Source organism: Klebsiella planticola, from assembly GCF_000783935.2.
Lineage (GTDB): Bacteria > Pseudomonadota > Gammaproteobacteria > Enterobacterales > Enterobacteriaceae > Klebsiella > Klebsiella planticola.
Genome location: NZ_CP026047.1, coordinates 3,790,581 through 3,814,717 on the forward strand (window position 1 = coordinate 3,790,581; position 24,137 = coordinate 3,814,717).

26 protein-coding genes are annotated in these 24,137 nt (G+C 55.7%); 23 read left to right on the forward strand and 3 right to left on the reverse strand.

Annotated features, from left to right (window positions below; all coding sequences use genetic code 11):
- Positions 1 to 459: 459 nt before the first annotated feature.
- Positions 460 to 1,413 carry a 23S rRNA pseudouridine(955/2504/2580) synthase RluC gene (gene rluC, locus MC50_RS18245; RefSeq protein WP_015584649.1) on the forward strand — a complete coding sequence of 318 codons (954 nt, stop codon included), beginning with the start codon at positions 460 to 462 and terminating at the stop codon, positions 1,411 to 1,413.
- Positions 1,414 to 1,503: 90 nt separating this feature from the next.
- On the opposite strand, the gene MC50_RS28545 is transcribed toward rluC, so the two are convergent.
- The gene (locus MC50_RS28545; RefSeq protein WP_123618909.1) at positions 1,504 to 1,773 is read right to left on the reverse strand and encodes a hypothetical protein; all 270 of its coding nucleotides are present in this window, start codon (positions 1,771 to 1,773) and stop codon (positions 1,504 to 1,506) included.
- 109 nt (positions 1,774 to 1,882) lie between these two features.
- The gene (locus tag MC50_RS18250; protein ID WP_032688367.1) at positions 1,883 to 2,467 is read right to left on the reverse strand and encodes a Maf family protein; all 585 of its coding nucleotides are present in this window, start codon (positions 2,465 to 2,467) and stop codon (positions 1,883 to 1,885) included.
- Between the two features lie 141 nt (positions 2,468 to 2,608).
- Here MC50_RS18250 and yceD point away from each other — a divergent pair, with 141 nt between their 5' ends.
- The 22 genes from yceD (at position 2,609) to MC50_RS18375 (ending at position 21,714) form a co-directional block, all read left to right on the forward strand.
- Positions 2,609 to 3,130: a 23S rRNA accumulation protein YceD gene (yceD, locus tag MC50_RS18255; RefSeq protein WP_047664648.1), complete on the forward strand. Its 522-nt coding sequence runs from the start codon at positions 2,609 to 2,611 to the stop codon at positions 3,128 to 3,130.
- A gap of 16 nt (positions 3,131 to 3,146) precedes the next feature.
- Positions 3,147 to 3,320 carry a 50S ribosomal protein L32 gene (gene rpmF / locus MC50_RS18260; RefSeq protein WP_000290724.1) on the forward strand — a complete coding sequence of 58 codons (174 nt, stop codon included), beginning with the start codon at positions 3,147 to 3,149 and terminating at the stop codon, positions 3,318 to 3,320.
- Positions 3,321 to 3,521: 201 nt separating this feature from the next.
- The gene (plsX, locus tag MC50_RS18270) at positions 3,522 to 4,619 is read left to right on the forward strand and encodes a phosphate acyltransferase PlsX (RefSeq protein ID WP_071824628.1); all 1,098 of its coding nucleotides are present in this window, start codon (positions 3,522 to 3,524) and stop codon (positions 4,617 to 4,619) included.
- A gap of 53 nt (positions 4,620 to 4,672) precedes the next feature.
- Positions 4,673 to 5,626, forward strand: a complete 954-nt coding sequence (locus tag MC50_RS18275) for a beta-ketoacyl-ACP synthase III (protein WP_032688349.1) — start codon at positions 4,673 to 4,675, stop codon at positions 5,624 to 5,626.
- Between the two features lie 15 nt (positions 5,627 to 5,641).
- Positions 5,642 to 6,571 (forward strand): ACP S-malonyltransferase, encoded by a 930-nt coding sequence (gene fabD, locus MC50_RS18280; RefSeq protein ID WP_032688348.1) that lies wholly within the window; start codon positions 5,642 to 5,644, stop codon positions 6,569 to 6,571.
- 12 nt (positions 6,572 to 6,583) lie between these two features.
- Positions 6,584 to 7,318, forward strand: a complete 735-nt coding sequence (fabG, locus tag MC50_RS18285) for a 3-oxoacyl-ACP reductase FabG (protein ID WP_004860512.1) — start codon at positions 6,584 to 6,586, stop codon at positions 7,316 to 7,318.
- A 210-nt stretch (positions 7,319 to 7,528) separates the two neighbouring features.
- Positions 7,529 to 7,765, forward strand: coding sequence for an acyl carrier protein (acpP, locus tag MC50_RS18290; RefSeq protein ID WP_000103754.1), 237 nt, complete (start codon positions 7,529 to 7,531; stop codon positions 7,763 to 7,765).
- An 88-nt stretch (positions 7,766 to 7,853) separates the two neighbouring features.
- On the forward strand, positions 7,854 to 9,095 hold the full coding sequence (gene fabF / locus MC50_RS18295) for a beta-ketoacyl-ACP synthase II (protein WP_032688347.1): 1,242 nt from the start codon (positions 7,854 to 7,856) through the stop codon (positions 9,093 to 9,095).
- A 132-nt stretch (positions 9,096 to 9,227) separates the two neighbouring features.
- Positions 9,228 to 10,037: an aminodeoxychorismate lyase gene (pabC, locus tag MC50_RS18300; protein WP_047664650.1), complete on the forward strand. Its 810-nt coding sequence runs from the start codon at positions 9,228 to 9,230 to the stop codon at positions 10,035 to 10,037.
- A gap of 2 nt (positions 10,038 to 10,039) precedes the next feature.
- A complete protein-coding gene (yceG, locus tag MC50_RS18305; protein WP_102990899.1) occupies positions 10,040 to 11,062 on the forward strand; it encodes a cell division protein YceG in 1,023 nt (340 codons plus the stop codon).
- On the forward strand, positions 11,052 to 11,693 hold the full coding sequence (gene tmk / locus MC50_RS18310; protein ID WP_032688343.1) for a dTMP kinase: 642 nt from the start codon (positions 11,052 to 11,054) through the stop codon (positions 11,691 to 11,693). Before yceG ends, tmk begins: the two co-directional genes overlap by 11 nt.
- Positions 11,690 to 12,694: a DNA polymerase III subunit delta' gene (holB, locus tag MC50_RS18315; protein WP_032688342.1), complete on the forward strand. Its 1,005-nt coding sequence runs from the start codon at positions 11,690 to 11,692 to the stop codon at positions 12,692 to 12,694. Before tmk ends, holB begins: the two co-directional genes overlap by 4 nt.
- Before the next feature lie 10 nt (positions 12,695 to 12,704).
- The gene (locus tag MC50_RS18320; protein ID WP_004860525.1) at positions 12,705 to 13,490 is read left to right on the forward strand and encodes a metal-dependent hydrolase; all 786 of its coding nucleotides are present in this window, start codon (positions 12,705 to 12,707) and stop codon (positions 13,488 to 13,490) included.
- 303 nt (positions 13,491 to 13,793) lie between these two features.
- Positions 13,794 to 15,227, forward strand: a complete 1,434-nt coding sequence (gene ptsG / locus MC50_RS18325; RefSeq protein ID WP_004860526.1) for a PTS glucose transporter subunit IIBC — start codon at positions 13,794 to 13,796, stop codon at positions 15,225 to 15,227.
- A gap of 345 nt (positions 15,228 to 15,572) precedes the next feature.
- Entirely contained in the window at positions 15,573 to 15,929 is a 357-nt protein-coding gene (hinT, locus tag MC50_RS18335) for a purine nucleoside phosphoramidase (RefSeq protein WP_004860530.1), read from the forward strand.
- A 3-nt stretch (positions 15,930 to 15,932) separates the two neighbouring features.
- The gene (locus MC50_RS18340; protein ID WP_015584643.1) at positions 15,933 to 16,307 is read left to right on the forward strand and encodes a YcfL family protein; all 375 of its coding nucleotides are present in this window, start codon (positions 15,933 to 15,935) and stop codon (positions 16,305 to 16,307) included.
- Positions 16,308 to 16,328: 21 nt separating this feature from the next.
- The gene (gene lpoB, locus MC50_RS18345) at positions 16,329 to 16,964 is read left to right on the forward strand and encodes a penicillin-binding protein activator LpoB (protein WP_165457265.1); all 636 of its coding nucleotides are present in this window, start codon (positions 16,329 to 16,331) and stop codon (positions 16,962 to 16,964) included.
- Positions 16,945 to 17,763: a thiamine kinase gene (gene thiK, locus MC50_RS18350; RefSeq protein WP_032695740.1), complete on the forward strand. Its 819-nt coding sequence runs from the start codon at positions 16,945 to 16,947 to the stop codon at positions 17,761 to 17,763. The genes lpoB and thiK overlap by 20 nt, the downstream gene beginning before the upstream one ends.
- A 20-nt stretch (positions 17,764 to 17,783) precedes the next feature.
- Positions 17,784 to 18,806, forward strand: a complete 1,023-nt coding sequence (gene nagZ, locus MC50_RS18355) for a beta-N-acetylhexosaminidase (RefSeq protein WP_047664654.1) — start codon at positions 17,784 to 17,786, stop codon at positions 18,804 to 18,806.
- 26 nt (positions 18,807 to 18,832) lie between these two features.
- Positions 18,833 to 19,375: an alpha/beta hydrolase YcfP gene (gene ycfP / locus MC50_RS18360; protein WP_032688339.1), complete on the forward strand. Its 543-nt coding sequence runs from the start codon at positions 18,833 to 18,835 to the stop codon at positions 19,373 to 19,375.
- Positions 19,376 to 19,615: 240 nt separating this feature from the next.
- The gene (locus MC50_RS18370) at positions 19,616 to 20,920 is read left to right on the forward strand and encodes an NAD(P)/FAD-dependent oxidoreductase (protein ID WP_032688338.1); all 1,305 of its coding nucleotides are present in this window, start codon (positions 19,616 to 19,618) and stop codon (positions 20,918 to 20,920) included.
- Positions 20,921 to 21,174: 254 nt separating this feature from the next.
- Positions 21,175 to 21,714, forward strand: a complete 540-nt coding sequence (locus MC50_RS18375; protein WP_048619515.1) for a glycine zipper 2TM domain-containing protein — start codon at positions 21,175 to 21,177, stop codon at positions 21,712 to 21,714.
- A gap of 55 nt (positions 21,715 to 21,769) precedes the next feature.
- Here the strand turns inward: MC50_RS18375 and MC50_RS18380 are convergent, their stop codons facing one another.
- Positions 21,770 to 23,956 (reverse strand): TonB-dependent siderophore receptor, encoded by a 2,187-nt coding sequence (locus tag MC50_RS18380; protein ID WP_032700297.1) that lies wholly within the window; start codon positions 23,954 to 23,956, stop codon positions 21,770 to 21,772.
- Positions 23,957 to 24,137: the final 181 nt, after the last annotated feature.

The following is a 24,137-nucleotide window of genomic DNA, read 5'->3' on the forward strand; positions in this document are numbered from 1 at the left end:
ACAGATGTAGTGGCTTAACCCGCTCATCTCAATCAGCGGACTGAGTAGAGCACCCGGGAATACCCGGAGTCGACGCCTTCCTGCGACGTGAAATCCATAGAGGCCTGTACCGGTAAGGACTGCAACCCGCAGCCCGCTAACTGTCTGAAAGATCAATACGTCTTACGCCATTGCTGCGTGGATGATCGGTCAGACAAAATTGGTCATTCCGCTAATTTCTTGTTCTAACAAGATTCAACACGGAAAACGGCATCATTATTCCATTGCTAACCTTGTTATAGCAAGTTGACTTTTACCTTTTATCACCCGGTTACTCACAGTTTTTTCACCAGCGCATACAGATTGTTCTAATAACAAACAAAACGCCGATGAAGCATTCAATGAAAACCGGATAATGATAAATATAAGCATATAAAAATGAGTGGCGCTAATGCGTCGGGCTATTTAGAATCGCGCACCATGAAAACTGAGACTCCAAGCGTAAAAATGGTTGCCATTACCGCCGATGAAGCGGGGCAACGCATCGATAACTTTTTGCGTACGCAGCTAAAGGGCGTACCGAAGAGCATGATTTATCGCATCCTGCGTAAAGGCGAGGTGCGGGTGAATAAAAAACGCGTCAAGCCGGAATACAAGCTGGAAGCCGGCGACGAAATCCGCATTCCGCCTGTTCGGGTTGCCGAGCGTGAAGAAGAAGCCGTCTCCCCGCATCTGCAGAAAGTGTCGGCGCTGGCCGACGTGATTCTGTATGAAGATGACCATATTCTGGTGCTGAACAAACCTTCCGGTACCGCGGTGCACGGCGGCAGCGGCCTGAGTTTCGGCGTCATTGAAGGCCTGCGCGCGCTGCGTCCGGAAGCCCGTTTCCTCGAACTGGTTCACCGCCTTGACCGCGATACCTCCGGCGTACTGCTGGTCGCGAAGAAGCGTTCCGCGCTGCGTTCGCTGCATGAACAGCTGCGCGAAAAGGGGATGCAGAAGGATTATCTGGCGCTGGTGCGCGGGCAGTGGCAGTCGCACACCAAAGTGGTGCAGGCACCGCTGCTGAAAAACATTCTGCAGAGCGGCGAACGTATCGTTCGCGTCAGTCAGGAAGGAAAACCGTCGGAGACGCGCTTTAAGGTTGAAGAGCGCTATACGCACGCGACGCTGGTTCGCTGCAGTCCGGTGACCGGGCGTACGCACCAGATCCGCGTTCACACGCAGTATGCGGGCCACCCCATTGCCTTTGACGACCGTTATGGCGACCGCGAGTTTGACAAACAGCTGGCTGGCACCGGCCTGAATCGGTTGTTCCTCCATGCTGCCGCGCTGAAATTTACTCATCCGGGGACCGGGGAAGTGATGCGTGTCGAAGCGCCGCTGGATAACCAGCTGAAGCGCTGCCTGCAGGTGCTACGTAATAGTAAATGATCGTCCCGGCGGACGCTGAGTCCGCCATTGTCATCTGCTGCGTCGCTGTGCCAGCATTCACCGCGACGTTTTTCTCCTTTATGGGTAAATTTACCCGCCGCGCCAGCGCGATATCCCATACCGCACCCCATCAGGATTGCCGTTCGCCAGACCTCCGGGCCAGGCCAGACGGCGGCTGGCTCGCTCCCCACTGCCACTGACCTGTCGCCAGCGCCATCCTGACTTCGGCAATAGTGGTGTTGTTTCGCCCATCAGCGGATGGATAAACAGGCCGGCAGTCTGCCCCATCCCCACGGTGATGAGCAACATCAGGCTGGCAGGGTAACAGACAGCCGCGGCCAGGCGCGTGAGTGAGTCCACGGTTATTTTCAGTCGCTAAGAGGGGAAATGAGATGACTGGCTGAGACGGAAAAAAACCAGGGTAGAGCAGCAGGCCAGAACGGCGGTTCCGGCCCGGCAGAATAAACGGCTAGCGCAACAGCGGATTACAGCCTTCCCGGCGTAGCATCTGACACAGGGCGATCAGCGGCAGGCCCACCAGCGCATTCGGGTCACGTCCTTCCAGTCGCTCGAAAAGGGTAATGCCCAGACCTTCACTTTTAAAACTCCCGGCGCAGTGCAGCGGACGCTCTTTGCGCACATAATTGTCTATTTCCTGGTCGCTTAAATGGCGAAAATGGACATCAAAGGGTTCACACTCGGTTTGTAGATGGCCGTTGGCGGAATGATAAAGTGCCAGTCCGGTATAAAAGGTCACAATCGTGCCGCTGGCTTTCCTTAACTGCAGGCGCGCATTCTCTTCGCTGTGCGGCTTGCCGGTAATTTCGCCATCGAGGACGCAAACCTGATCGGATCCGATAATTAAGTGCCGGGGATAGCGTTCGGCAAGAGCCTGCGCCTTTGCCTGCGCCAGACGGACCACCAGCTGACGGGCAGATTCGCCGGGGTGGGGTGTTTCATCCACATCAGGCGCCGCGCAGTCAAACGGCATGGCCAGTTTTTCCAGCAGCATTCGCCGCCACGGCGAGGTCGACGCCAGGATAAGTTCAGACATATTTTTTCATCCACATATAGCGCTTCTAAGAGCATCATTTTAAACTATGGGCCGCAATGTGTGCGAATAAATGGCGAAAGGCAACCTGAGGCTGCCTTTTTCTTTGACTCTATGACATTACAAAGTTAATATGCGCGCCCTATGCAAAAGGTAAAATTACCCCTGACTCTCGATCCGGTTCGCACGGCTCAAAAACGCCTCGATTACGAAGGTATCTATGCCCGTGATCAGGTTGAACGTGTAGCCGATTCAGTAGTCAGCGTGGACAGCGATGTGGAATGCAGCATGTCGTTCGCTATTGATAATCAGCGCCTTGCCGTTATTACCGGCGATGCAAAGGTATCAGTAACCCTCGAATGTCAGCGTTGCGGGAAACCGTTCCCCCATCATGTCCACACCACGTATTGTTTTAGCCCCGTCAGAAATGACGAACAGGCCGAAGCACTGCCGGAAGCGTATGAGCCGATTGAGGTTAACGAATTCGGTGAAATCGACCTGCAAGCGATGGTTGAGGATGAAGTCATTCTCTCCTTGCCTGTAGTTCCGGTGCATGATTCTGAACACTGTGAAGTGTCCGACGCGGACATGGTCTTTGGTGAACTGCCTGAAGAGGCACAAAAACCAAATCCATTTGCCGTATTAGCCAGCTTAAAGCATAAGTAATTGAGGAGTAAGGTCCATGGCCGTACAACAGAATAAACCAACCCGTTCCAAACGTGGCATGCGTCGTTCCCATGACGCTCTGACCGCAGTCACCAGCCTGTCTGTAGACAAAACTTCTGGTGAGAAACACCTGCGTCACCACATCACTGCCGACGGTTTCTACCGCGGTCGCAAGGTTATCGCTAAGTAATCACGCACGACTCCATGGATTTCGCGCGGCAAGAGGCGTAAGCGAGAACATCGCCGGCAGCATAGACAACTATGTGACTGGGATGAACGAGCGCAGTCAATATACTTGCAGCGTGAAAGACAAAGAGTATGAGCGTGATGAAGCTTAGCGAGGATTTCCCCAGGTGACTGGGGAATAACCGAACCGGGCAGCGACGATATCTTGACACGTCTAACCCTGGCGTTAGATGTCATGGGGGGTGATTTTGGCCCATCCGTGACAGTGCCTGCAGCACTGCAGGCACTGAACTCTAATTCGCAACTCACACTTCTTTTAGTCGGCGACCCCGACACCATCACGCCATTACTTGCCAAAGCTGATTTCGAACAACGTTCGCGTCTGCAGGTGATCCCTGCGCAGTCAGTTATTGCTAGTGATGCGCGGCCCGCTCAGGCGATCCGCAGTAGCCGCGGAAGCTCAATGCGCGTGGCGCTGGAGTTAGTAAAAGAAGGGCGGGCGGAAGCCTGCGTCAGCGCGGGGAATACCGGCGCGCTGATGGGACTGGCCAAGTTATTACTCAAACCCATTGAAGGGATTGAGCGTCCGGCGCTGGTGACGGTGTTACCGCATCAGCAAAAGGGCAAAACGGTGGTGCTGGATTTGGGCGCCAACGTGGATTGCGATAGTACGATGCTGGTGCAGTTTGCGGTCATGGGCGCCGTACTGGCCGAAGAAGTGGTCGGCATTGAGAACCCCCGCGTCGCGCTGTTGAACATCGGCGAAGAAGAGATGAAGGGCCTCAGCAGTATCCGCGATGCCGCTGCGGTGCTGAAGACACTGCCGTCGCTGAACTATATCGGCTATCTTGAAGCCAACGAACTATTGACGGGCAAAACCGATGTGCTGGTTTGTGATGGATTCACGGGCAACGTCACATTAAAAACTATGGAAGGTGTTGTCAGAATGTTCCTCTCGCTGCTGAAATCACAGGGTGAGGGCAAAAAACGGTCGTGGTGGCTGCTGTTATTGAAGCGTTGGTTACAAAAAAGCCTGGCAAGGCGATTCAGTCACCTCAACCCCGACCAGTATAATGGCGCCTGTCTGTTAGGATTGCGCGGTTCCGTGATTAAGAGTCACGGTGCTGCCAATCAGCGCGCCTTCAGCGTGGCGATAGAGCAGGCAGTGCAGGCGGTGCAGCGGCAAATTCCTCAGCGGATCGCCGCTCGCCTGGAATCTTTATACCCAGCAGGTTTCGAACTGCCCACGGGCGACAGAAACGGGAACTCCCGGCAGCAAAGCGGGACGAACGAAGAAGGCTGACGCCCAGCGGTTTGAACAAGGCGGGTATATTACCCAAGAGTGACTGAGCGTACATGTATACGAAGATTATTGGTACCGGCAGTTATCTGCCCGAGCAAGTGCGTACTAACGCCGACCTGGAAAAAATGGTAGAGACGTCCGACGAGTGGATTGTTACTCGTACGGGTATCCGTGAACGTCGTATTGCTGCACCGAATGAAACCGTTGCTACGCTGGGTTTTGAAGCGGCAAAAAATGCGCTGGATATGGCGGGTGTTAAACCGGAGCAAATTGGTCTGATCGTTGTTGCGACCACCTCGGGTACTCACGCATTTCCAAGTTCGGCTTGTCAGATTCAGTCTATGCTGGGTATTAATGGCTGCCCGGCCTTTGACGTGGCGGCGGCGTGCGCAGGGTTTACCTACGCACTGAGCATCGCCGATCAATACGTGAAAAACGGAGCCGTGGACTACGCGCTGGTGATTGGCGCTGACGTTCTGGCGCGTACCTGCGATCCTGGCGATCGCGGGACGATTATTATTTTTGGTGATGGCGCGGGAGCCGTCGTACTGGGCGCTTCTGAAGAGCCGGGTATCATTTCCACCCACCTGCATGCGGATGGCCGCTACGGCGAGCTGTTAACGCTGCCGAACGCCGATCGCGTTGAGCCGGAAAATCCGATCTATCTGACGATGGCGGGCAACGAAGTGTTTAAAGTTGCCGTGACCGAACTGGCGCATATTGTCGATGAGACGCTGGCGGCTAACAATCTCGATCGCTCGGCGCTGGACTGGCTGGTACCGCATCAGGCTAACCTGCGCATCATCAGCGCGACGGCAAGAAAACTGGGGATGTCGATGGATAACGTGGTGGTGACGCTCGATCGTCATGGCAATACCTCCGCGGCTTCCGTTCCCTGTGCGCTGGATGAAGCGGTGCGCGATGGCCGCATCCAGCGTGGTCAGCTGATTCTGCTGGAAGCCTTTGGTGGCGGTTTCACCTGGGGTTCCGCGCTGGTTCGTTTTTAGGATAAGGATTTAGACATGACGCAATTTGCTTTTGTGTTCCCGGGACAAGGTTCTCAGACGGTCGGCATGTTGTCTGACATGGCAGCGGCGTATCCGGTTATCGAAGAAACTTTCCGTGAAGCCTCTGCGGCGTTGGGTTACGATCTGTGGGCGCTTGCTCAGCAGGGCCCGGCGGAAGAGCTGAACAAAACCTGGCAAACCCAGCCTGCGCTGCTGACTGCTTCCGTGGCGCTGTATCGCGTCTGGCAGCAGCAGGGCGGTAAGACCCCGGCTCTGCTGGCGGGTCATAGCCTGGGTGAGTATTCCGCGCTGGTTTGTGCCGGCGTGATTGATTTTGCCGACGCGGTGCGTCTGGTCGAAATGCGCGGCAAATTTATGCAGGAAGCGGTCCCGGAAGGGACCGGCGCGATGTCAGCGATTATCGGTCTTGACGATGCGTCTATTGCGAAAGCCTGCGAAGAGTCCGCCGAAGGGCAGGTCGTGGCTCCGGTCAACTTTAACTCTCCGGGCCAGGTGGTCATTGCCGGCAACAAAGAAGCCGTTGAGCGTGCCGGTGCTGCCTGTAAAGCTGCCGGCGCTAAACGTGCGCTGCCGCTGCCGGTGAGCGTCCCGTCCCACTGCGCGCTGATGAAGCCTGCGGCGGAAAAACTGGCTGTCGAACTGCAAAACATCACCTTTAACGCACCGGTTATTTCGGTGGTGAACAACGTTGATGTGCAGTGTGAAACGGCGCCAGACGCGATTCGCGATGCGCTGATTCGCCAGCTGTACAGCCCGGTTCAGTGGACCAAAACCGTTGAGTTTATGGCATCCCAGGGCGTAGAACACCTGTATGAAGTGGGACCGGGTAAAGTCCTCACCGGTCTGACCAAACGTATTGTTGACACCCTGACCGCTTCCGCGCTTAACGAGCCAGCAGCGATGTCTGCGGCGCTTGAGCAATAAAAGAGGAATACCATGAGTTTTGAAGGAAAAATCGCGCTGGTTACCGGTGCAAGTCGCGGCATTGGCCGCGCAATCGCAGAAACGCTTGTCGCCCGTGGCGCGAAAGTGATCGGCACGGCCACCAGCGAGAGCGGTGCGCAGGCGATCAGCGATTACCTCGGTGCTAATGGCAAAGGTATGCTGTTGAATGTGACCGATCCGGCATCTATCGAATCTGTTCTGGGAAATATTCGCGCAGAGTTTGGTGAAGTTGATATCCTGGTTAATAATGCCGGTATTACTCGTGATAACCTGTTAATGCGAATGAAAGATGATGAGTGGAACGATATTATCGAAACCAACCTGTCATCAGTTTTCCGTCTGTCAAAAGCAGTAATGCGCGCTATGATGAAAAAGCGTCACGGCCGCATTATTACTATCGGTTCTGTGGTCGGTACCATGGGAAATGCTGGTCAGGCCAACTACGCTGCGGCGAAAGCGGGTCTGATTGGTTTTAGTAAATCGCTGGCACGTGAAGTCGCGTCCCGCGGTATTACTGTTAACGTTGTTGCTCCGGGCTTTATTGAAACGGACATGACGCGTGCGCTGTCTGAAGATCAGCGTGCGGGTATTCTGGCGCAAGTTCCTGCGGGTCGCCTCGGCGATGCAAAAGAAATCGCCAGTGCGGTTGCGTTCTTAGCTTCTGACGAAGCAGGTTACATCTCTGGTGAAACCCTGCACGTCAACGGCGGAATGTATATGGTCTGACCGAGATTTGCACAAAACGCTCAGGAACCGCGCAGTCTGTGCGATCCCGAATGCGGTTTTGTGCAAAATGATTTGCGTTCTGAGGGCAAACACCCGCAAAATAGCGTAAAATCGTGGTAAGACCTGCCGGGATTTAGTTGCAAATTTTTCAACATTTTATACACTACGAAAACCATCGCGAAAGCGAGTTTTGATAGGAAATTTAAGAGTATGAGCACTATCGAAGAACGCGTTAAGAAAATTATCGGCGAACAGCTGGGCGTTAAGCAGGAAGAAGTTACCAACAATGCTTCCTTCGTTGAAGACCTGGGCGCTGATTCTCTTGACACCGTTGAGCTGGTAATGGCTCTGGAAGAAGAGTTTGATACTGAGATTCCGGACGAAGAAGCTGAGAAAATCACCACTGTTCAGGCTGCCATTGATTACATCAACGGTCACCAGGCGTAAGTGAACATCTCCAGGCGGTCATTCGACCGCCTGAGTTTTATCTTTTTTTGTCCCACAAGAATCTATTTTCCCTCCCTGGAGGACAACCGTGTCTAAGCGTCGTGTAGTTGTGACCGGACTGGGCATGTTGTCTCCTGTCGGCAATACCGTAGAGTCTACCTGGAAAGCTCTCCTTGCCGGTCAGAGTGGCATCAGCCTGATCGACCATTTCGATACTAGCGCCTATGCAACAAAATTTGCTGGCTTAGTAAAGGATTTTAACTGTGATGACATTATCTCGCGCAAAGAACAGCGCAAGATGGATGCCTTCATTCAATATGGAATTGTCGCTGGCGTTCAGGCCATGCAGGATTCTGGTCTTGAAGTAACGGAAGAGAACGCAACCCGCATCGGCGCCGCTATTGGTTCCGGTATTGGCGGTCTTGGCCTGATCGAGGAAAACCACAGTTCGTTAACCAACGGCGGACCTCGGAAGATCAGCCCGTTCTTTGTACCGTCTACAATTGTTAACATGGTGGCCGGGCATTTGACCATCATGTTTGGTCTGCGTGGGCCGAGTATTTCTATCGCGACCGCTTGTACCTCTGGCGTACACAATATTGGTCAGGCTGCGCGTATGATTGCGTATGGCGATGCTGATGCAATGGTGGCCGGCGGTGCGGAAAAAGCCAGTACCCCGCTTGGCGTGGGTGGCTTTGGCGCCGCGCGTGCGCTCTCAACCCGCAACGACAATCCGCAGGCGGCAAGCCGTCCGTGGGATAAAGATCGCGACGGTTTTGTGCTGGGCGACGGTGCAGGTATGGTGGTGCTGGAAGAGTACGAGCACGCCAAAAAACGCGGCGCGAAAATCTACGCGGAAATCGTCGGCTTTGGTATGAGCAGCGATGCTTACCATATGACGTCTCCTCCGGAGAACGGCGCCGGCGCGGCCCTGGCGATGGTGAATGCCATCCGCGATGCAGGGATTGAACCGGGCCAGATTGCTTACGTTAACGCGCATGGCACCTCGACGCCGGCGGGCGATAAAGCAGAAGCGCAGGCGGTTAAATCTGTCTTCGGTGACGCCGCAAGCCGCGTGATGGTCAGCTCAACCAAATCAATGACCGGGCACCTGCTGGGCGCTGCCGGAGCAGTAGAATCGATCTACTCCATCCTGGCGCTGCGCGATGGCGTGGTTCCGCCGACCATCAACCTGGATAATCCGGATGAGGGTTGTGACCTGGACTTCGTTCCACACGAAGCGCGTCAGGTTTCCGGTATGGAGTACGCGCTGTGTAACTCCTTCGGCTTTGGTGGCACCAACGGTTCACTGATCTTTAAAAAGATCTAAGCCCGTCGCGCTTGCCGCTAAATCCTGACTCAGGCCTGCATCAAATGCGGGCCTTCTTTTTTCTTCAGCTTTCTCTGCTTGTCCTGCGTAATTCATCCTGAGACACTGACAGGCCACCGATAAGGAGCCGCTATGTTCTTGATTAATGGCATTGAACGGGACACCCTGGCCGCTAATGACCGGGCCATTCAGTTTGGGGATGGGTGCTTTACCACCGCACGCATTGCGGGACGTAAAGTACAGATGTTGCCAGCCCACCTTCGCCGTTTGCAGCAGGCCTGCGAAAAACTGATGATTCCCTACACCCGCTGGCAAACGCTGGAAGAGGAAATGCGGCACCTGGCGCTGGCGCATGATGACGGCGTGCTTAAAGTCATTCTGACGCGCGGTGCAGGCGGACGCGGCTACAGCGGCGCGAGCTGTCAGGCTCCCACACGTATCCTCAGCGTTTCGGCTTATCCGGCGCATTATGCGCGCTGGCAAGAAACCGGCGTTGCGCTGACGCTAAGCCCGGTTCGGCTGGGACGTAATCCGGCGCTGGCCGGGCTGAAGCACTTGAACCGCCTGGAACAGGTGTTGATCCGGTCTCATCTTGAGCAGACGGACGCCGATGAGGCGCTGGTTCTTGACAGCGACGGGTGGCTTACGGAATGCTGTGCCGCGAATCTGTTCTGGCGCAAGGGGATGGATGTGTTTACGCCACGTCTCGATCATGCCGGGGTCAATGGCATTATGCGCCAGCATTGCATCGCGCAACTGGCACAATCGCCGTTTCGCGTTGTCGAAGTCACTGCGGGTACGGATGCGTTGCGTGATGCCGATGAAGTGCTGATATGCAATGCGCTGATGCCGCTGGTACCGGTTCGCCGCTGGGACGAGACATGCTGGTCCTCGCGAGAGCTTTATCATTTTTTAGCCCCACTGTGTGAGCTGTCTGGTTAGTCATGAAGAAAATGTTACGTTTTATCCTGCTGTTGTTGGTAGTGCTGGGCATTGCTGCAGGCGCGGGCATCTGGAAAGTTCGTCAGCTTGCACAGAGCAAGCTGCTGATTAAAGAAGAGACGATCTTCACCTTAGAGGCCGGTACCGGGCGCATGGCGCTGGGTGAGCAGCTGTACGTCGATAAGGTGATCAACCGGCCGCGCGTATTCCAGTGGCTGCTGCGTCTTGAGCCTGAATTATCCCACTTTAAAGCCGGTACCTACCGCTTTACGCCGGACATGACGGTGCGGGAAATGCTGCAACTGCTGGGCAGCGGCAAAGAGGCCCAGTTCCCGCTGCGCTTTGTGGAGGGGATGCGGGTGAGCGACTACCTGCGTCAGCTGCGCGATGCGCCGTATATCAAACATACGCTGACAGATGACCGCTACGAAACCGTCGCCCAGGCGCTTAACCTCGAGCATGCGGATTGGGTTGAAGGCTGGTTCTGGCCGGATACCTGGATGTATACCGCCCATACCAGCGATGTGGCGATCCTCAAGCGCGCGCATCAGAAGATGGTCGCGCAGGTCGAAAAAGCCTGGGAAGGGCGGATGGATAATCTGCCGTACAAAGATCAGAACCAGCTGCTGACCATGGCGTCCATTATTGAAAAAGAGACGGCGGTTGCCGAAGAGCGCGACCGCGTGGCGTCGGTATTTATCAATCGCCTACGGATTGGTATGCGTCTGCAAACCGACCCGACCGTTATCTACGGTATGGGGGAGAGTTATACTGGCAAGCTGACGCGCAAAGATCTGGAGACGCCGACGGCGTACAATACCTACGTGATCGGCGGTATGCCGCCGGGGCCCATCGCCGCACCGGGAGAAGCCTCTCTGAACGCCGCGGCGCACCCGGCGAAAACGCCCTATCTCTATTTTGTTGCCGATGGTAAGGGTGGGCATACGTTTAACACCAATCTGGCCAGCCACAACCGCTCGGTGCAGGATTATCTGAAAGTACTTAAGGAAAAAAATGCGCAGTAACTATATCGTTATCGAAGGCCTGGAAGGCGCAGGGAAGACCACCGCGCGCAATCTGGTGGTGGAGGCGCTGCAGGAATCAGGTATCAGCGATCTGGTGTTTACCCGCGAACCGGGCGGCACTATTCTGGCCGAGAAGCTGCGCAGCCTGGTGCTGGATATCCAGTCCACCGGCGATGAAGTCATTAATGACAAAGCCGAAGTGCTGATGTTTTACGCCGCCCGCGTTCAGCTGGTCGAGACGGTGATCAAACCCGCTCTGGCTCGCGGTCAATGGGTCATCGGCGATCGCCACGACCTGTCGACCCAGGCCTATCAGGGCGGCGGTCGCGGTATCGACCAGACGATGCTGGCTACGCTGCGTGATGCGGTACTGGGTAATTTTCGCCCGCACCTGACGCTGTATCTGGATGTGACGCCGGAGGTGGGGTTGAAGCGCGCGCGCGCGCGCGGTGAACTCGATCGCATTGAACAAGAATCGCTGGCTTTCTTCAATCGTACCCGGGCGCGCTACCTTGAGCTGGCGGCACAGGATCCGACTATTCACACCATTGATGCGACGCAGTCGCTGGAAGCCGTCGCAAGTGATATCAAGGCGGTTATCCGCCGGTGGGTCGCGGAGCAAAGCGCATGAAATGGTACCCGTGGTTACGCCCGTCATTTGAACAATTAGTCGCCGGCTATCAGGCTGGACGGGGTCACCATGCGTTACTGCTTCAGGCATTGCCTGGCATGGGAGGGGAGGCGCTGATCTACGCGCTGTGCCGTTATCTCATGTGCCGACAGCCGGAAGGAAATAAAAGCTGCGGGCAGTGCCATAGCTGCCAGCTGATGCAGGCTGGCACGCACCCCGATTACTACACCCTGGCGCCGGAAAAAGGCAAAAGCGCCCTCGGTATTGACGCTGTGCGTGATGTTAACGAAAAGCTTTATGAGCGTTCCCGTCTTGGCGGCGCCAAAGTGGTGTGGGCAGGCGATGCTGCTTTGTTAACGGATGCGGCGGCAAATGCCCTGTTAAAAACGCTGGAAGAGCCGCCGGAAAATACCTGGTTTTTCCTCGCCTGTCAGGAGCCCGCGCGGTTGCTGGCCACGCTGCGCAGCCGCTGTCGCCTCCATCACCTCGCGCCGCCGTCAGAGTCCTACGGGCTGGCGTGGCTGGAACGCGAGGTGACAATGCCTCAGGAGACGCTGCTCTCTGCGCTGCGCCTGAGCGCGAATGCGCCAGCAGCGGCGTTGGATCTGCTGCAGGAGAGTCACTGGGCTTCCCGGCAGCAGCTTACCCAGACGCTGGCTGGCGTCTTAAGCAGCGGCGACTGGCTGGCGCTGCTGCCGATTTTGAATCACGAACAGGCCGCGGTTCGTTTGCACTGGCTGGCATCGCTGCTGCTGGATGCACAAAAACGGCAACAGGGCATCACGCTGGTGAGTAACCCTGATGCCTGGACGCTGGTCAATCAGCTGGCGCAGGCGCTGCCTGCCGCCCGTTTGCAGGCGATCGCCCGCGACGTCAGCGCCTGCCGGGACCAGCTGTTGAACGTGGTTGGCGTCAACCGCGAACTGCTGCTAACCGAGCGCCTTCTGCGCTGGGAACATTACCTGCAACCTGGGACGGTACTTCCCGTATCCCACCTCTGAGCGAGACATTATGTTTTTAGTCGACTCCCACTGCCATCTGGATGGTCTGGATTATCAAACGCTGCACAAAGACGTGGACGATGTGCTGGCAAAAGCCGCGGCCCGTGACGTGAAGTTTTTCCTCGCGGTGGCCACGACGCTGCCGGGATACCGTGGAATGCGTGAGCTTGTCGGACCGCGCGACAATGTGGTTTTCTCCTGCGGCGTACATCCGCTCAATCAGGATGAAGAGTACGATGTTGACGAGCTGCGTAAGCTGGCGGCGGAAGAGGGGGTTGTCGCAATGGGGGAGACCGGGCTGGACTATTTTTACACGCCGGAAACCAAACCCCGCCAGCAGGCTTCCTTCCGCGATCATATCCGCATTGGCCGCGAGTTAAACAAGCCGGTTATCGTGCATACCCGCGATGCGCGCGCCGACACGCTGGCCATTTTGCAGGAAGAAAAAGTGACGGATTGCGGTGGCGTACTACACTGTTTCACTGAGGACAGGGAGACGGCAGGTAAATTGCTGGATATGGGTTTCTATATCTCGTTTTCCGGGATCGTCACTTTCCGTAATGCCGAGCAGCTGCGCGATGCCGCGCGCTATGTTCCGCTCGACCGCCTGCTGGTGGAAACCGACTCGCCGTACCTGGCGCCGGTCCCGCATCGCGGCAAAGAGAACCAGCCGGCAATGGTACGCGATGTTGCGGAATACATGGCGGTACTGAAGGGGGTTTCGCTTGAGCAGCTGGCGCAACAGACCACGCAAAATTTCGCCAGCCTGTTCCACATTGACCCCGCCAGACTGTAACCTGCCGATCTTTCTATTATTTTAAGGCTCGTAATTAATAGGTAAAGCGAGTAAAGTTCACCGCCACAAAATGGGCGGTGAAGGGTTTTTTGCAACATCCAGAAACGGATTATGTAAGTTGGTGTAAATTTTTCAACGCTGACTGATTGAAACGTGATAGCCGTCAAACAATGATTCCGTCAATTATTTTACTCTGTGTAATAAATAAAGGGCGCTTAGATGTCCTGTCCACGGCACGGTTCTCCCCCCGTGCCAATGCGTGAAAACGTAAAAAGCACCAAATACTCAGGAGCACTCTCAATTATGTTTAAGAATGCATTTGCTAACCTGCAGAAGGTCGGTAAATCGCTGATGCTGCCGGTCTCCGTGCTGCCTATCGCAGGTATCCTGCTGGGCGTCGGTTCCGCAAACTTCAGCTGGCTGCCAGCCGTTGTTTCCCACGTTATGGCAGAAGCAGGCGGTTCAGTCTTTGCCAATATGCCATTGATCTTCGCTATCGGTGTGGCGCTTGGCTTCACCAATAACGACGGCGTATCTGCGCTGGCTTCCGTTGTTGCTTACGGCATCATGGTGAAAACCATGGCGGTCGTTGCACCGCTGGTTCTGCATTTACCTGCTGAAGAAATTGCGGCCAAACACCTGGCTGATACCGGCGTACTCGGCGGTATTATCTCTGGTGCGATTGCAGCGTACATGTTCAACCGCTTCTACCGCATCAAGCTGCCTGAATATCTGGGCTTCTTTGCGGGCAAGCGTTTTGTTCCGATTATCTCCGGTCTCGCCGCTATTTTCACCGGCGTGATCCTCTCCTTCATCTGGCCACCGATCGGTACTGCTATCCAGACCTTCTCGCAGTGGGCGGCATACCAGAACCCGGTTGTGGCGTTCGGTATCTACGGCTTCATCGAACGCTGCCTGGTACCGTTTGGTCTGCACCACATCTGGAACGTTCCTTTCCAGATGCAGATTGGCGAATACACCAACGCGGCAGGTCAGGTCTTCCACGGCGATATCCCTCGTTATATGGCAGGCGACCCGACTGCGGGTAAACTGTCCGGCGGCTTCCTGTTCAAAATGTACGGTCTGCCGGCTGCTGCTATCGCGATTTGGCACTCCGCTAAGCCGGAAAACCGCGCGAAAGTGGGCGGTATCATGATCTCCGCAGCGTTGACCTCGTTCCTGACCGGTATCACCGAGCCGATCGAGTTCTCCTTCATGTTCGTTGCGCCGATTCTGTACGTTATCCACGCTATTCTTGCCGGTCTGGCCTTCCCGATCTGTATCCTGCTGGGTATGCGTGATGGTACGTCGTTCTCTCACGGTCTGATCGACTTTATCGTACTGTCTGGTAACAGCAGCAAACTGTGGCTGTTCCCGATCGTCGGTATCTGCTATGCCATCGTCTACTACGTTATCTTCCGCGTGCTGATTAAAGCTCTGGACCTGAAAACTCCGGGTCGTGAAGATACGACTGAAGACAGCAAAGCCGGTGCGACCAGCGAAATGGCTCCGGCACTGATTGCAGCGTTCGGCGGTAAAGACAACATCACTAACCTTGATGCATGCATCACCCGTCTGCGCGTCAGCGTGGCCGACGTAGCGAAAGTTGATCAGGCTGGCCTGAAAAAACTGGGCGCTGCCGGTGTGGTTGTTGCAGGTTCAGGCGTTCAGGCCATCTTCGGGACCAAATCCGATAACCTGAAAACTGAAATGGATGAGTACATCCGCAGCAACTAAGTCGTGATGTGGGGAGACTAAGGCAGCCGAATGGCTGCCTTTTTTATTGTTCTCAATCTGCCGGCTGAAACCTGGGGTACGTATTAAGGCATAAAAGAGATGTGGGCATCAGCCTTTGATACCCGCGGTGGTGCCAAAAAGGCCCTTAAGCGAGCCCGGCGCAAAGCCTGAAGCCGCAATATGATTAATCCATCAGCAGCTATCACCGTCGCGACATAAGAAAAAGCGCATTCGGGTTGAAAGAGAGGGAGTAACTCGCTCATACTCTTAGGCGAATCCTGTGCATCCGCGTTTATCTGCAGAGGCAGGCCAGAGCACGGTATAAAAATTAATAAGGAATCAGTCATGGCAGAAGAAACGATTTTTAGCAAAATCATTCGCCGGGAGATCCCGTCGGATATGGTTTATCAGGATGAACTGGTGACCGCTTTTCGCGATATTTCCCCGCAGGCGCCGACCCACATTCTGATTGTCCCCAATATCCTGATTCCTACCGTCAACGATGTGACCGCTGAACATGAACTGACGCTGGGGCGCATGATGACCGTTGCGGCAAAAATTGCGCGTGATGAAGGTCTTGCTGACGATGGCTATCGTCTGATTGTCAATTGCAACCGCCACGGCGGCCAGGAAGTCTACCATATCCACATGCACCTGCTGGGCGGTCGCCCGCTAGGCCCGATGCTGGCTCACAAAGGTTAATCGATGCGCGCAGCTCATTTCGGCCCGCTTCTGGCGGCTGTGCTCCTGGTCGGGTGCGGTTCCCATGCGGAAATCCCCGTTGGTGAACAGCAGACTCTGGTGATGGAATCCAACGTGCTGGCGGCGGGCATCAGCGCCGATGCGCCAGAGGTCACGGCCTCAGAGATTCAGGCAACCGCCACCTCCAGACTGTTTAATGAACGACAGGAACCGATCACCGTGCATTACCGCTTCTTCTGGTATGACGCCAGAGGACTGGAAATGCATCCGCTGGAGCCGGCCCGGAGTATCACGGTGCCTGCGCACTCTTCTGTCACCTTGTACGGTAGCGCAAATATTTTGGGGGCACATAAGGCCCGCCTGTATCTTTATCTGTAAGGGGTAATTGTAATGATTAAAATGTGTCGCTACGCGTTAATCACGGCACTGGCGATATTCCTTGCCGGGTGCGTGGGGCAACGTCAGGAGCCCGCTCCCGTTGAGGAGGCGCAGCCGAAGCCAACCCAGCCCGCGCAGCCGCAGCCGACGGTGCCAACCGTACCTACGGTTCCGACTATTCCGGAGCAGCCAGGGCCGATTGAACACGAGCAGCCGCCGGCACAGCCAGCGCCGCGCGTGCGTCATTATGACTGGAATGCGGCGGTACAGCCGATGGTGGGGCAAATGCTGCAGGCGGGCGGCGTCAATGCGGGCAGTATTCTGCTGGTCGACAGTGTGAATAACCGCACCAACGGCACGCTGAACGCCGGAGAGGCGACGACGGCGTTGCGCAATGCCCTGAGCGGCAATGGCAAATTTACGCTGGTGTCTGCCCAGCAGCTGGGAGTGGCAAAACAGCAGCTGGGTTTATCCCCTCAGGATAGTCTCGGCAGCCGCAGCAAAGCGATGGGGATTGCCCGTACCGTGGGAGCTCAGTACGTGCTGTACTCGAATGCGACCGGCAACGTCAATTCACCTGAGCTGAAAATGCAGCTGATGCTGGTGCAGACTGGCGAGATTATTTGGTCAGGTAAAGGTGCCGTTCAGCAACAGTAAACTGACGCGCGATGAGGTGTTGTCGCGCTTTTTCCCCCGCTATTCACCTGTCGCCGGCCTGGGCCAGAATGGCCTGAGCGGCGGCAGCTGTATTATCAGCGACGGCGTCCGGCGGCTGGTCCTGCGCCAGCCGCACGACCCCGACGCTCCCGCCCGTGATTTCCTCCGTCAGTACCGCACCCTGTCTCGCCTGCCGAAGACCGTCGTCCCCGCGCCGCTTTTTTATTCGCCGGGCTGGCTGGTGGCGGAATATTGCGATGGCGAGATGAAAAGCACGCTTCCGGAGTGCCCGCAGCTGGCAGGGTTATTGTATCATCTGCACCGGCAGTCGCGTCTGGGCTGGTATGTGGCGCTGGCGCCGCTGCTTGAACGCTACTGGCTGGCCTGTGATCCTGCGCGGCGTACGCCGCTGTGGCTGCGTTGGCATAAACGTTTGTTGCAGCGCGGCGAGCCTCGTCCTCTGCGGCTGGCGCCGTTACATATGGATGTGCATGCCGGCAATATTGTCCATACGAAAGCGGGGCTGCGGTTGATCGACTGGGAATATGCGGGCGACGGCGACATTGCGCTGGAGCTGGCCGCGGTGTGGATTGCGCCGGCGGCGCATCGCCAGCTGGTCACCGCATATGCCCGGCTGGCGCGTATTGATGAGCGGCTGCTGTGGCGGCAGGTACAACGCTGGCGTCCTTGGGTCATATTGCTGATGGCGGGCTGGTATGAACGCCGCTGGCAGCAGACCGGCGACCGGCAATTTATCACGCTGGCAGATGAAACATGGTGTCAGTTAGACAAAGAATGAAAAGGATAAGAGAGGTCAGTGTGGGTCCGGTAATGTTGGATGTCGAAGGGTTTGAACTGGATGCGGAAGAGCGTGAGATTCTCGCCCATCCGCTGGTGGGCGGGCTGATTTTATTCACCCGCAACTATCACGATCCGGCCCAACTGCGGGAACTGGTGCGCCAGATCCGCGAGGCTTCGCGCAATCATCTGGTGGTGGCCGTCGATCAGGAAGGCGGGCGCGTACAGCGCTTTCGCGAGGGGTTTACCCGACTGCCGGCCGCGCAATCTTTTGCGGCGCTGCTGGGGATGGAAGAGGGCGGCGCGCTGGCGGCTCAGGCCGGTTGGCTGATGGCCAGCGAGATGATCGCGATGGATATCGATATCAGCTTTGCGCCGGTTCTTGATGTCGGCCACATCAGTGCCGCGATCGGTGAACGCGCTTATCATGACGATCCGGATAAAGCGCTGGCCATCGCCCGCCGCTTTATCGACGGTATGCACGAGGCGGGGATGAAAACCACCGGGAAACACTTCCCTGGACACGGTGCTGTGAGCGCGGATTCGCATAAAGAGACGCCGCGAGATCCGCGCGCTGAAGCTGAGATTCGGGCCCGGGATATGGCGGTTTTCCGCACCCTGGTGGCGGAAAATCGTCTCGATGCCATTATGCCTGCCCACGTTATCTACAGCGATGTGGATCCGCGCCCGGCCAGCGGTTCAGCGCACTGGCTGAAGACGGTGCTGCGCGGTGAGCTGGGTTTCGACGGGGTCATTTTCTCTGACGATCTGTCGATGGAAGGGGCAGCGATCATGGGCAGTTATGCCGAACGTGGGCAGGCATCGCTGGATGCAGGTTGCGATATGATCCTGGTCTGCAATAATCGTAAGGGTGCGGTCAGCGTGCTGGATAACCTGTCGCCGATCAAAGCAGAGCGTGTTACGAAATTGTATCATAAAGGTTCATTTACCCGTCAGGAGTTAAGGGATTCTGCCCGTTGGAAGACGGTTAATGCGCAGCTGGAGCAGCTCCACGCGCGTTGGCAAGAGGCGAAGTCTGCGTAATTGACCTGAAGTCTGGTGAGGATGCGATGATTATCTATTTACACGGTTTTGACTCAAACAGTCCCGGAAACCATGAGAAAGTGCTGCAGCTGCAGTTTATCGATCCCGATGTGCGTCTGATAAGCTACAGCACGCGGCACCCAAAACATGATATGCAGCACTTGTTAAAAGAAGTCGATAAAATGCTGCAGCTTAATACTGACGATCGGCCGCTGATTTGCGGCGTCGGTCTGGGCGGCTATTGGGCGGAACGGATCGGTTTCCTTTGCGATGTGCGTCAGGCCATTTTTAACCCCAATCTGTTTCCCGCAGAAAACATGGAAGGTAAGATCGACAGGCCTGAAGAGTATGCTGATATCGGGACCAAGTGCGTCAACAACTTCCGCGAGAAAAACCGCGATCGTTGTCTGGTGATACTCTCCCGCCAGGACGAAGCGCTGGACAGCCAGCGTTCCGCTGACCTGCTGCATCACTACTATGAAATCATCTGGGATAATGAGCAGACCCACAAATTCAAAAACATCTCCCCCCATCTGCAGCGGATAAAAGCCTTTAAGACGCTAGGCTGAACCGCTCCTGGACTCCGGCCCGCCGTATGTGAATACGGCGGGCTTTTTTTATGGCGCCAGGGATGGCATGGTTAAAAAACAGGCGGTAAAACTTGATGCATATCAATTTTGGTATGACCAATGACCCGTTCATGGTATTCTCAATTTCGCTGAATGGTTTCACTGCTGTAACTTGTTGTTAAATAAGAGCTATTTATATAACTTTTAATTAACAATTGGTTAATATTTTTAGGGGGTCTCGTGACTACACCATTGAAAAAAATCGTAATCGTAGGTGGCGGTGCCGGTGGACTGGAACTGGCGACTCAGCTGGGGAGAAAGCTGGGGCGTAGCAAAAAAGCGAAAATCACGCTGGTGGATCGTAATCATAGCCATCTGTGGAAGCCGTTGCTGCATGAAGTGGCGACCGGTTCGCTCGATGAAGGCGTCGATGCGCTGAGCTATCTGGCCCACGCCCGCAACCACGGTTTCCAGTTCCAGCTGGGTTCAGTGGCGGATATTAACCGTGAAGCGAAAACCATTACGCTGTCCGAGCTGCGTGACGAGAAGGGCGAGCTGCTGGTCGCCGAGCGTAAGCTGCCGTACGACACGCTGGTGATGGCGCTGGGCAGTACCTCTAACGACTTTAATACTCCGGGCGTCAAAGAGAACTGTATTTTCCTTGATAACCCGCACCAGGCACGCCGTTTCCATCAGGAAATGCTGAACCTGTTCCTGAAATACTCGGCTAACCTCGGCGCCAACGGCAAAGTCAATATCGCGATCGTGGGCGGCGGGGCTACCGGCGTTGAGCTCTCCGCTGAGCTGCACAACGCGGTGAAACAGCTGCACAGCTACGGTTACAAAGGGCTGACTAACGAGGCATTGAACGTGACTCTGGTTGAAGCGGGTGAGCGCATTCTTCCTGCTCTGCCGCCGCGTATTTCCAGCGCCGCTCACAATGAACTGACAAAGCTTGGTGTACGCGTCCTGACGAAAACCATGGTGACCAGCGCCGATGCCAACGGTCTGCACACCAAAGACGGCGAGTTCATTAATGCCGACCTGATGGTCTGGGCGGCGGGGATCAAAGCGCCGGACTTTATGAAAGAGATCGGCGGTCTGGAAACCAACCGTATTAACCAACTGGTGGTTCAGCCAACGCTGCAAACGACGCTCGACCCGGATATTTATGCGATCGGCGACTGCGCATCCTGCGCGCGTCCGGAAGGTGGATTTGTGCCACCGCGCGCCCAGGCGGCTCACCAGATGGCGACCTGCGCATTGAATAATATTCTGGCGCAGATGAAAGACAAGCCGCTGAAGCCCTACGTCTATAAAGATCACGGTTCGCTGGTTTCGCTCTCCAACTACTCGACCGTGGGGAGCCTGATGGGCAACCTGATGCGCGGTTCCATGATGGTCGAAGGACGTATTGCGCGTTTCGTGTATATCTCTCTGTACCGTATGCACCAGATTGCGCTGCACGGCTACTGCAAGACCGGTCTGATGATGCTGGTAGGGCGCATCAACCGCATCATTCGTCCCCGTCTGAAGCTGCACTGATAGTCTGTTTGCCTCGTTCCCGGATTGTGCCGCCAGGCCCGTTTGGGATGGTAACAAGGTGAACATTGAGCCGGTAATCTCCTTGCCGGCTCAATGACAGAATTTCTGTCTGCCATTTCGCGCATAACATCTCGGATTCCTCTGAATCCACTCCGTTTGCCGCTTTTCCCCGCATTTTTCATCCGCTTTCTCATTTGCAAGGTCCCCGGGTCGATAGCAAAATTGTTTCTATCAGCAACAAGGGAGGATACCCCGTGAATAAATCAATGTTGGCGGGTATAGGGATTGGCGTGGCTGCCGCGCTGGGTGTTGCAGCTGTCGCTGGTCTTAACGTCTTAGATCGTGGCCCGCAATATGCGCAAGTGGTGTCCAGTACACCGATAAAAGAGACCGTAAAAACTCCGCGTCAGGAATGCCGTAACGTCACCGTGACCCATCGTCGTCCGGTGCAGGATGAAAACCGCATCGCCGGCTCCGTTCTTGGCGCCGTTGCCGGCGGGGTCATCGGCCATCAGTTTGGCGGCGGTCGTGGTCGCAGCGTGGCGACCGTCGTGGGCGCTCTGGGCGGCGGTTACGCCGGTAACCAGATTCAGGGTTCGATGCAGGAAGGGGATACCTACACCACCACGCAGCAGCGCTGTAAAACGGTGTATGACAAGTCGGATAAAATGCTGGGCTACGATGTGACCTACAAAATTGGCGAACAGCAGGGAAAAATCCGCATGGAACACGATCCCGGGACGCAGATTCCGCTGGACAGTAACGGCCAGCTGGTCCTCAACAACAAAGCGTAAAAAAGACGTGACTGTTATTTGCCCCTCCTGCACTCAGGCTGAGGGGCTTTTTTTATCAGAAGCTGACGGCGTAGTTCAGGCCAAAGGTACGGCCGCGACCTTTGTATTCATACAGTGAACTGCTGCCGTAGGTCGGGCTGTAGAGCAGCGGGGCGCGCTGTCCCCAGATGGTGACATAGTCTTCGTTCAGCAGGTTCTCGATGCTGAAGGTCAGTTTGCCCACCGGGAGCGCATAGCTGCCGATAAAGTCTACGGTATTATAGCCGTCGAGCTTATTACCGCTGGCATCGCTCAGGTCGAATACCTGCTGGGTTTGCACGCGCAGCGACCACGGATCCGGCGCCCAGCCGACCCAGGCGGTGGCTTTAGATGGCGAAGCGAGAGTCACATCCCATTTCTGCCAGCTACCGTCACTCTTCACCTGAGATTTCAGCACGTTGAAGTTCGCACCTGTGCTCCAGTCGCTATCCGGGAAGAAGTAATCGACGGCCCCTTCCACGCCGTAAATACGCCGCTTGTCGGACTGGACGTCGATCGTCATATCGGTGCGGTTAACGACAATGGTTTTGTCCGAGGTGGAGTAGTATGCCGCCAGCTGCGTGCGCAGGTTATCGCCGGTGTAACGCCAGCCCAGTTCGTAGGAGTTGACTTTGATCCCCTGCAGCGGCGAATCACCCACGTTGACGCTCGACAGCAGGGGATAGTTGCCGTTGACCGCCGCGCCGTATTTGCCGATACCATAGTATTTACCCGGGTCCGGTAGCTCGACGCCCTGCGAGAAGTTAAACCAGGTCTGCTGGCGGTCGGTGAGGTGGGCGACAATACCGGCGTTAAACAGGAAGTTATCATAATCCGTTTTACCGCCCGGGATGGCATCGGCCGAGTTCACTTTGCCGCTGGCGACATCCTGCTGCTGGGCGTAGCCGACAAAATCATCAACCCGGTTTTCCGTCCATTGATAGCGCACGCCGCCGCTCAGGGTGAAAATATCATTCAGGTCATAACTACTTTGCAGGAACGGCGCCAGGTTTGTAATGCTGTAGCCCGGGTAGCGTCCTGTCGTGTAGATTGACTCGTTGTGCAGGCCGCCTGACGCCATCGAAGTGTTCAGATCGAAGAACATCTGGTTGGCATTAAAGGTCTCATGATCGGCATCCAGCCCCCAGGTCAGATCCCAGCCGTCAAGCGGTTGGCTGTTGAGGGTAATTTTCGCACCGTACTGATCGGTATCCTGTTTAGATGAGGAGAAGCTGCTGACCTGACCTTTGGTGAGCGTCGGGAAGGGGTAAAAGGTCAGCGACTCGTCGCGATAATAGATCTGGCTGACCAGATTCTGGCCATAGAAATCGGCATCGGAGTATTGCAGGCTAATCAGATGCCGTTCGGTACCAGGAACGCGGTCGGAATTAAGCCCGTCGGTGGTATAGGCTTTGCCCTCACCGGTGACGGCCGACATGTTTTTGCCGAGATACAGGCCGTAATCATCGCCCTGGCTTTTATAGTATTGCGTCACCAGCTGCAGCTGACGGTTATCGTCGATGTTGATGGTGCCGGTGCCCATGACATCGAGGCGATCCGAGTGCTGCAGGCCGGTCTGCGTATTATCGAGGACCAGCGCATCGTTATTGCCATCATACCAGCCGCCAAAGCGCTGATAAGCCACCGATAACCGTCCGGAAGCATGGTCGGTGCCGCCGCTGACCGCCGCCGCCACGCGTTCGTCGTGATCGTTGCTGTTGGCAAATCCGCTTTTGCCGCCTAATTCCAGATCCACCTGGCGTTCCTGCTGCCCTTTTTTGGTCACGATATTGATCAGGCCGCCGGTACTGCCGCCGCCATACAGCGAAGTGGCGCCGGAGATGACTTCAATATGCTCAATGTTGAACGGGTCGATAGCGTCGAGCTGACGGCTGTCGGTACGGGAAGAGTTGAGGCGAACGCCGTCGATCAGCACCACGATGGCCCGTCCACGCATGTTCATTCCGTAGTTGGTTCGTCCCTGGCTGCTGACATCAATTCCGGGAATCAACTGGGCCAGGACGTCTTTGAACTCCTTTCCTCCCTGAACCTGTTGTTCTATCTCCTGACCTTCGATAACCCACGTGGTTTGCGCCATTTCGGCGACGGTGCGGTGAGTTCGGTTGGCGCTAACGATAATGTTTTCTTCTTCCGCCTGCGCGGCAAAGGCGGGCAGGGCGGTGGCCAGCAGCAGTGGGTTAAGCACCCAGAGACGCTTGTTCATACGCATTCCTTTTATGAGTTAACTGCAGTCATGTTGTTTTTAGTGTTCGATGCGGGCGCATCGGTTGTTACAGATGGAAATAAGCAGAAAAACTTAAAAGCGGATTTTGCACGTAGTGATTATTGTTATCAATATCATTTACAACAAAATTGATACGTAACAGTGTGAAAACATGAGTAAA

Excerpts from the sequence above, each read along its gene's own strand:
- ycfP (WP_032688339.1), top strand. The coding sequence starts at position 18,833 with ATGATTATCTATTTACACGGTTTTGACTCAAACAGTCCCGGAAACCAT.
- acpP (WP_000103754.1), top strand. The coding sequence starts at position 7,529 with ATGAGCACTATCGAAGAACGCGTTAAGAAAATTATCGGCGAACAGCTG.
- fabD (WP_032688348.1), top strand. The coding sequence starts at position 5,642 with ATGACGCAATTTGCTTTTGTGTTCCCGGGACAAGGTTCTCAGACGGTC.
- MC50_RS18275 (WP_032688349.1), top strand. The coding sequence starts at position 4,673 with ATGTATACGAAGATTATTGGTACCGGCAGTTATCTGCCCGAGCAAGTG.
- lpoB (WP_165457265.1), top strand. The coding sequence starts at position 16,329 with ATGTGTCGCTACGCGTTAATCACGGCACTGGCGATATTCCTTGCCGGG.
- hinT (WP_004860530.1), top strand. The coding sequence starts at position 15,573 with ATGGCAGAAGAAACGATTTTTAGCAAAATCATTCGCCGGGAGATCCCG.
- tmk (WP_032688343.1), top strand. The coding sequence starts at position 11,052 with ATGCGCAGTAACTATATCGTTATCGAAGGCCTGGAAGGCGCAGGGAAG.
- pabC (WP_047664650.1), top strand. The coding sequence starts at position 9,228 with ATGTTCTTGATTAATGGCATTGAACGGGACACCCTGGCCGCTAATGAC.
- ptsG (WP_004860526.1), top strand. The coding sequence starts at position 13,794 with ATGTTTAAGAATGCATTTGCTAACCTGCAGAAGGTCGGTAAATCGCTG.
- yceD (WP_047664648.1), top strand. The coding sequence starts at position 2,609 with ATGCAAAAGGTAAAATTACCCCTGACTCTCGATCCGGTTCGCACGGCT.
- MC50_RS18380 (WP_032700297.1), bottom strand. The coding sequence starts at position 23,956 with ATGAACAAGCGTCTCTGGGTGCTTAACCCACTGCTGCTGGCCACCGCC.
- rpmF (WP_000290724.1), top strand. The coding sequence starts at position 3,147 with ATGGCCGTACAACAGAATAAACCAACCCGTTCCAAACGTGGCATGCGT.
- MC50_RS18250 (WP_032688367.1), bottom strand. The coding sequence starts at position 2,467 with ATGTCTGAACTTATCCTGGCGTCGACCTCGCCGTGGCGGCGAATGCTG.
- MC50_RS18320 (WP_004860525.1), top strand. The coding sequence starts at position 12,705 with ATGTTTTTAGTCGACTCCCACTGCCATCTGGATGGTCTGGATTATCAA.
- rluC (WP_015584649.1), top strand. The coding sequence starts at position 460 with ATGAAAACTGAGACTCCAAGCGTAAAAATGGTTGCCATTACCGCCGAT.
- yceG (WP_102990899.1), top strand. The coding sequence starts at position 10,040 with ATGAAGAAAATGTTACGTTTTATCCTGCTGTTGTTGGTAGTGCTGGGC.
- MC50_RS18340 (WP_015584643.1), top strand. The coding sequence starts at position 15,933 with ATGCGCGCAGCTCATTTCGGCCCGCTTCTGGCGGCTGTGCTCCTGGTC.
- holB (WP_032688342.1), top strand. The coding sequence starts at position 11,690 with ATGAAATGGTACCCGTGGTTACGCCCGTCATTTGAACAATTAGTCGCC.
- fabG (WP_004860512.1), top strand. The coding sequence starts at position 6,584 with ATGAGTTTTGAAGGAAAAATCGCGCTGGTTACCGGTGCAAGTCGCGGC.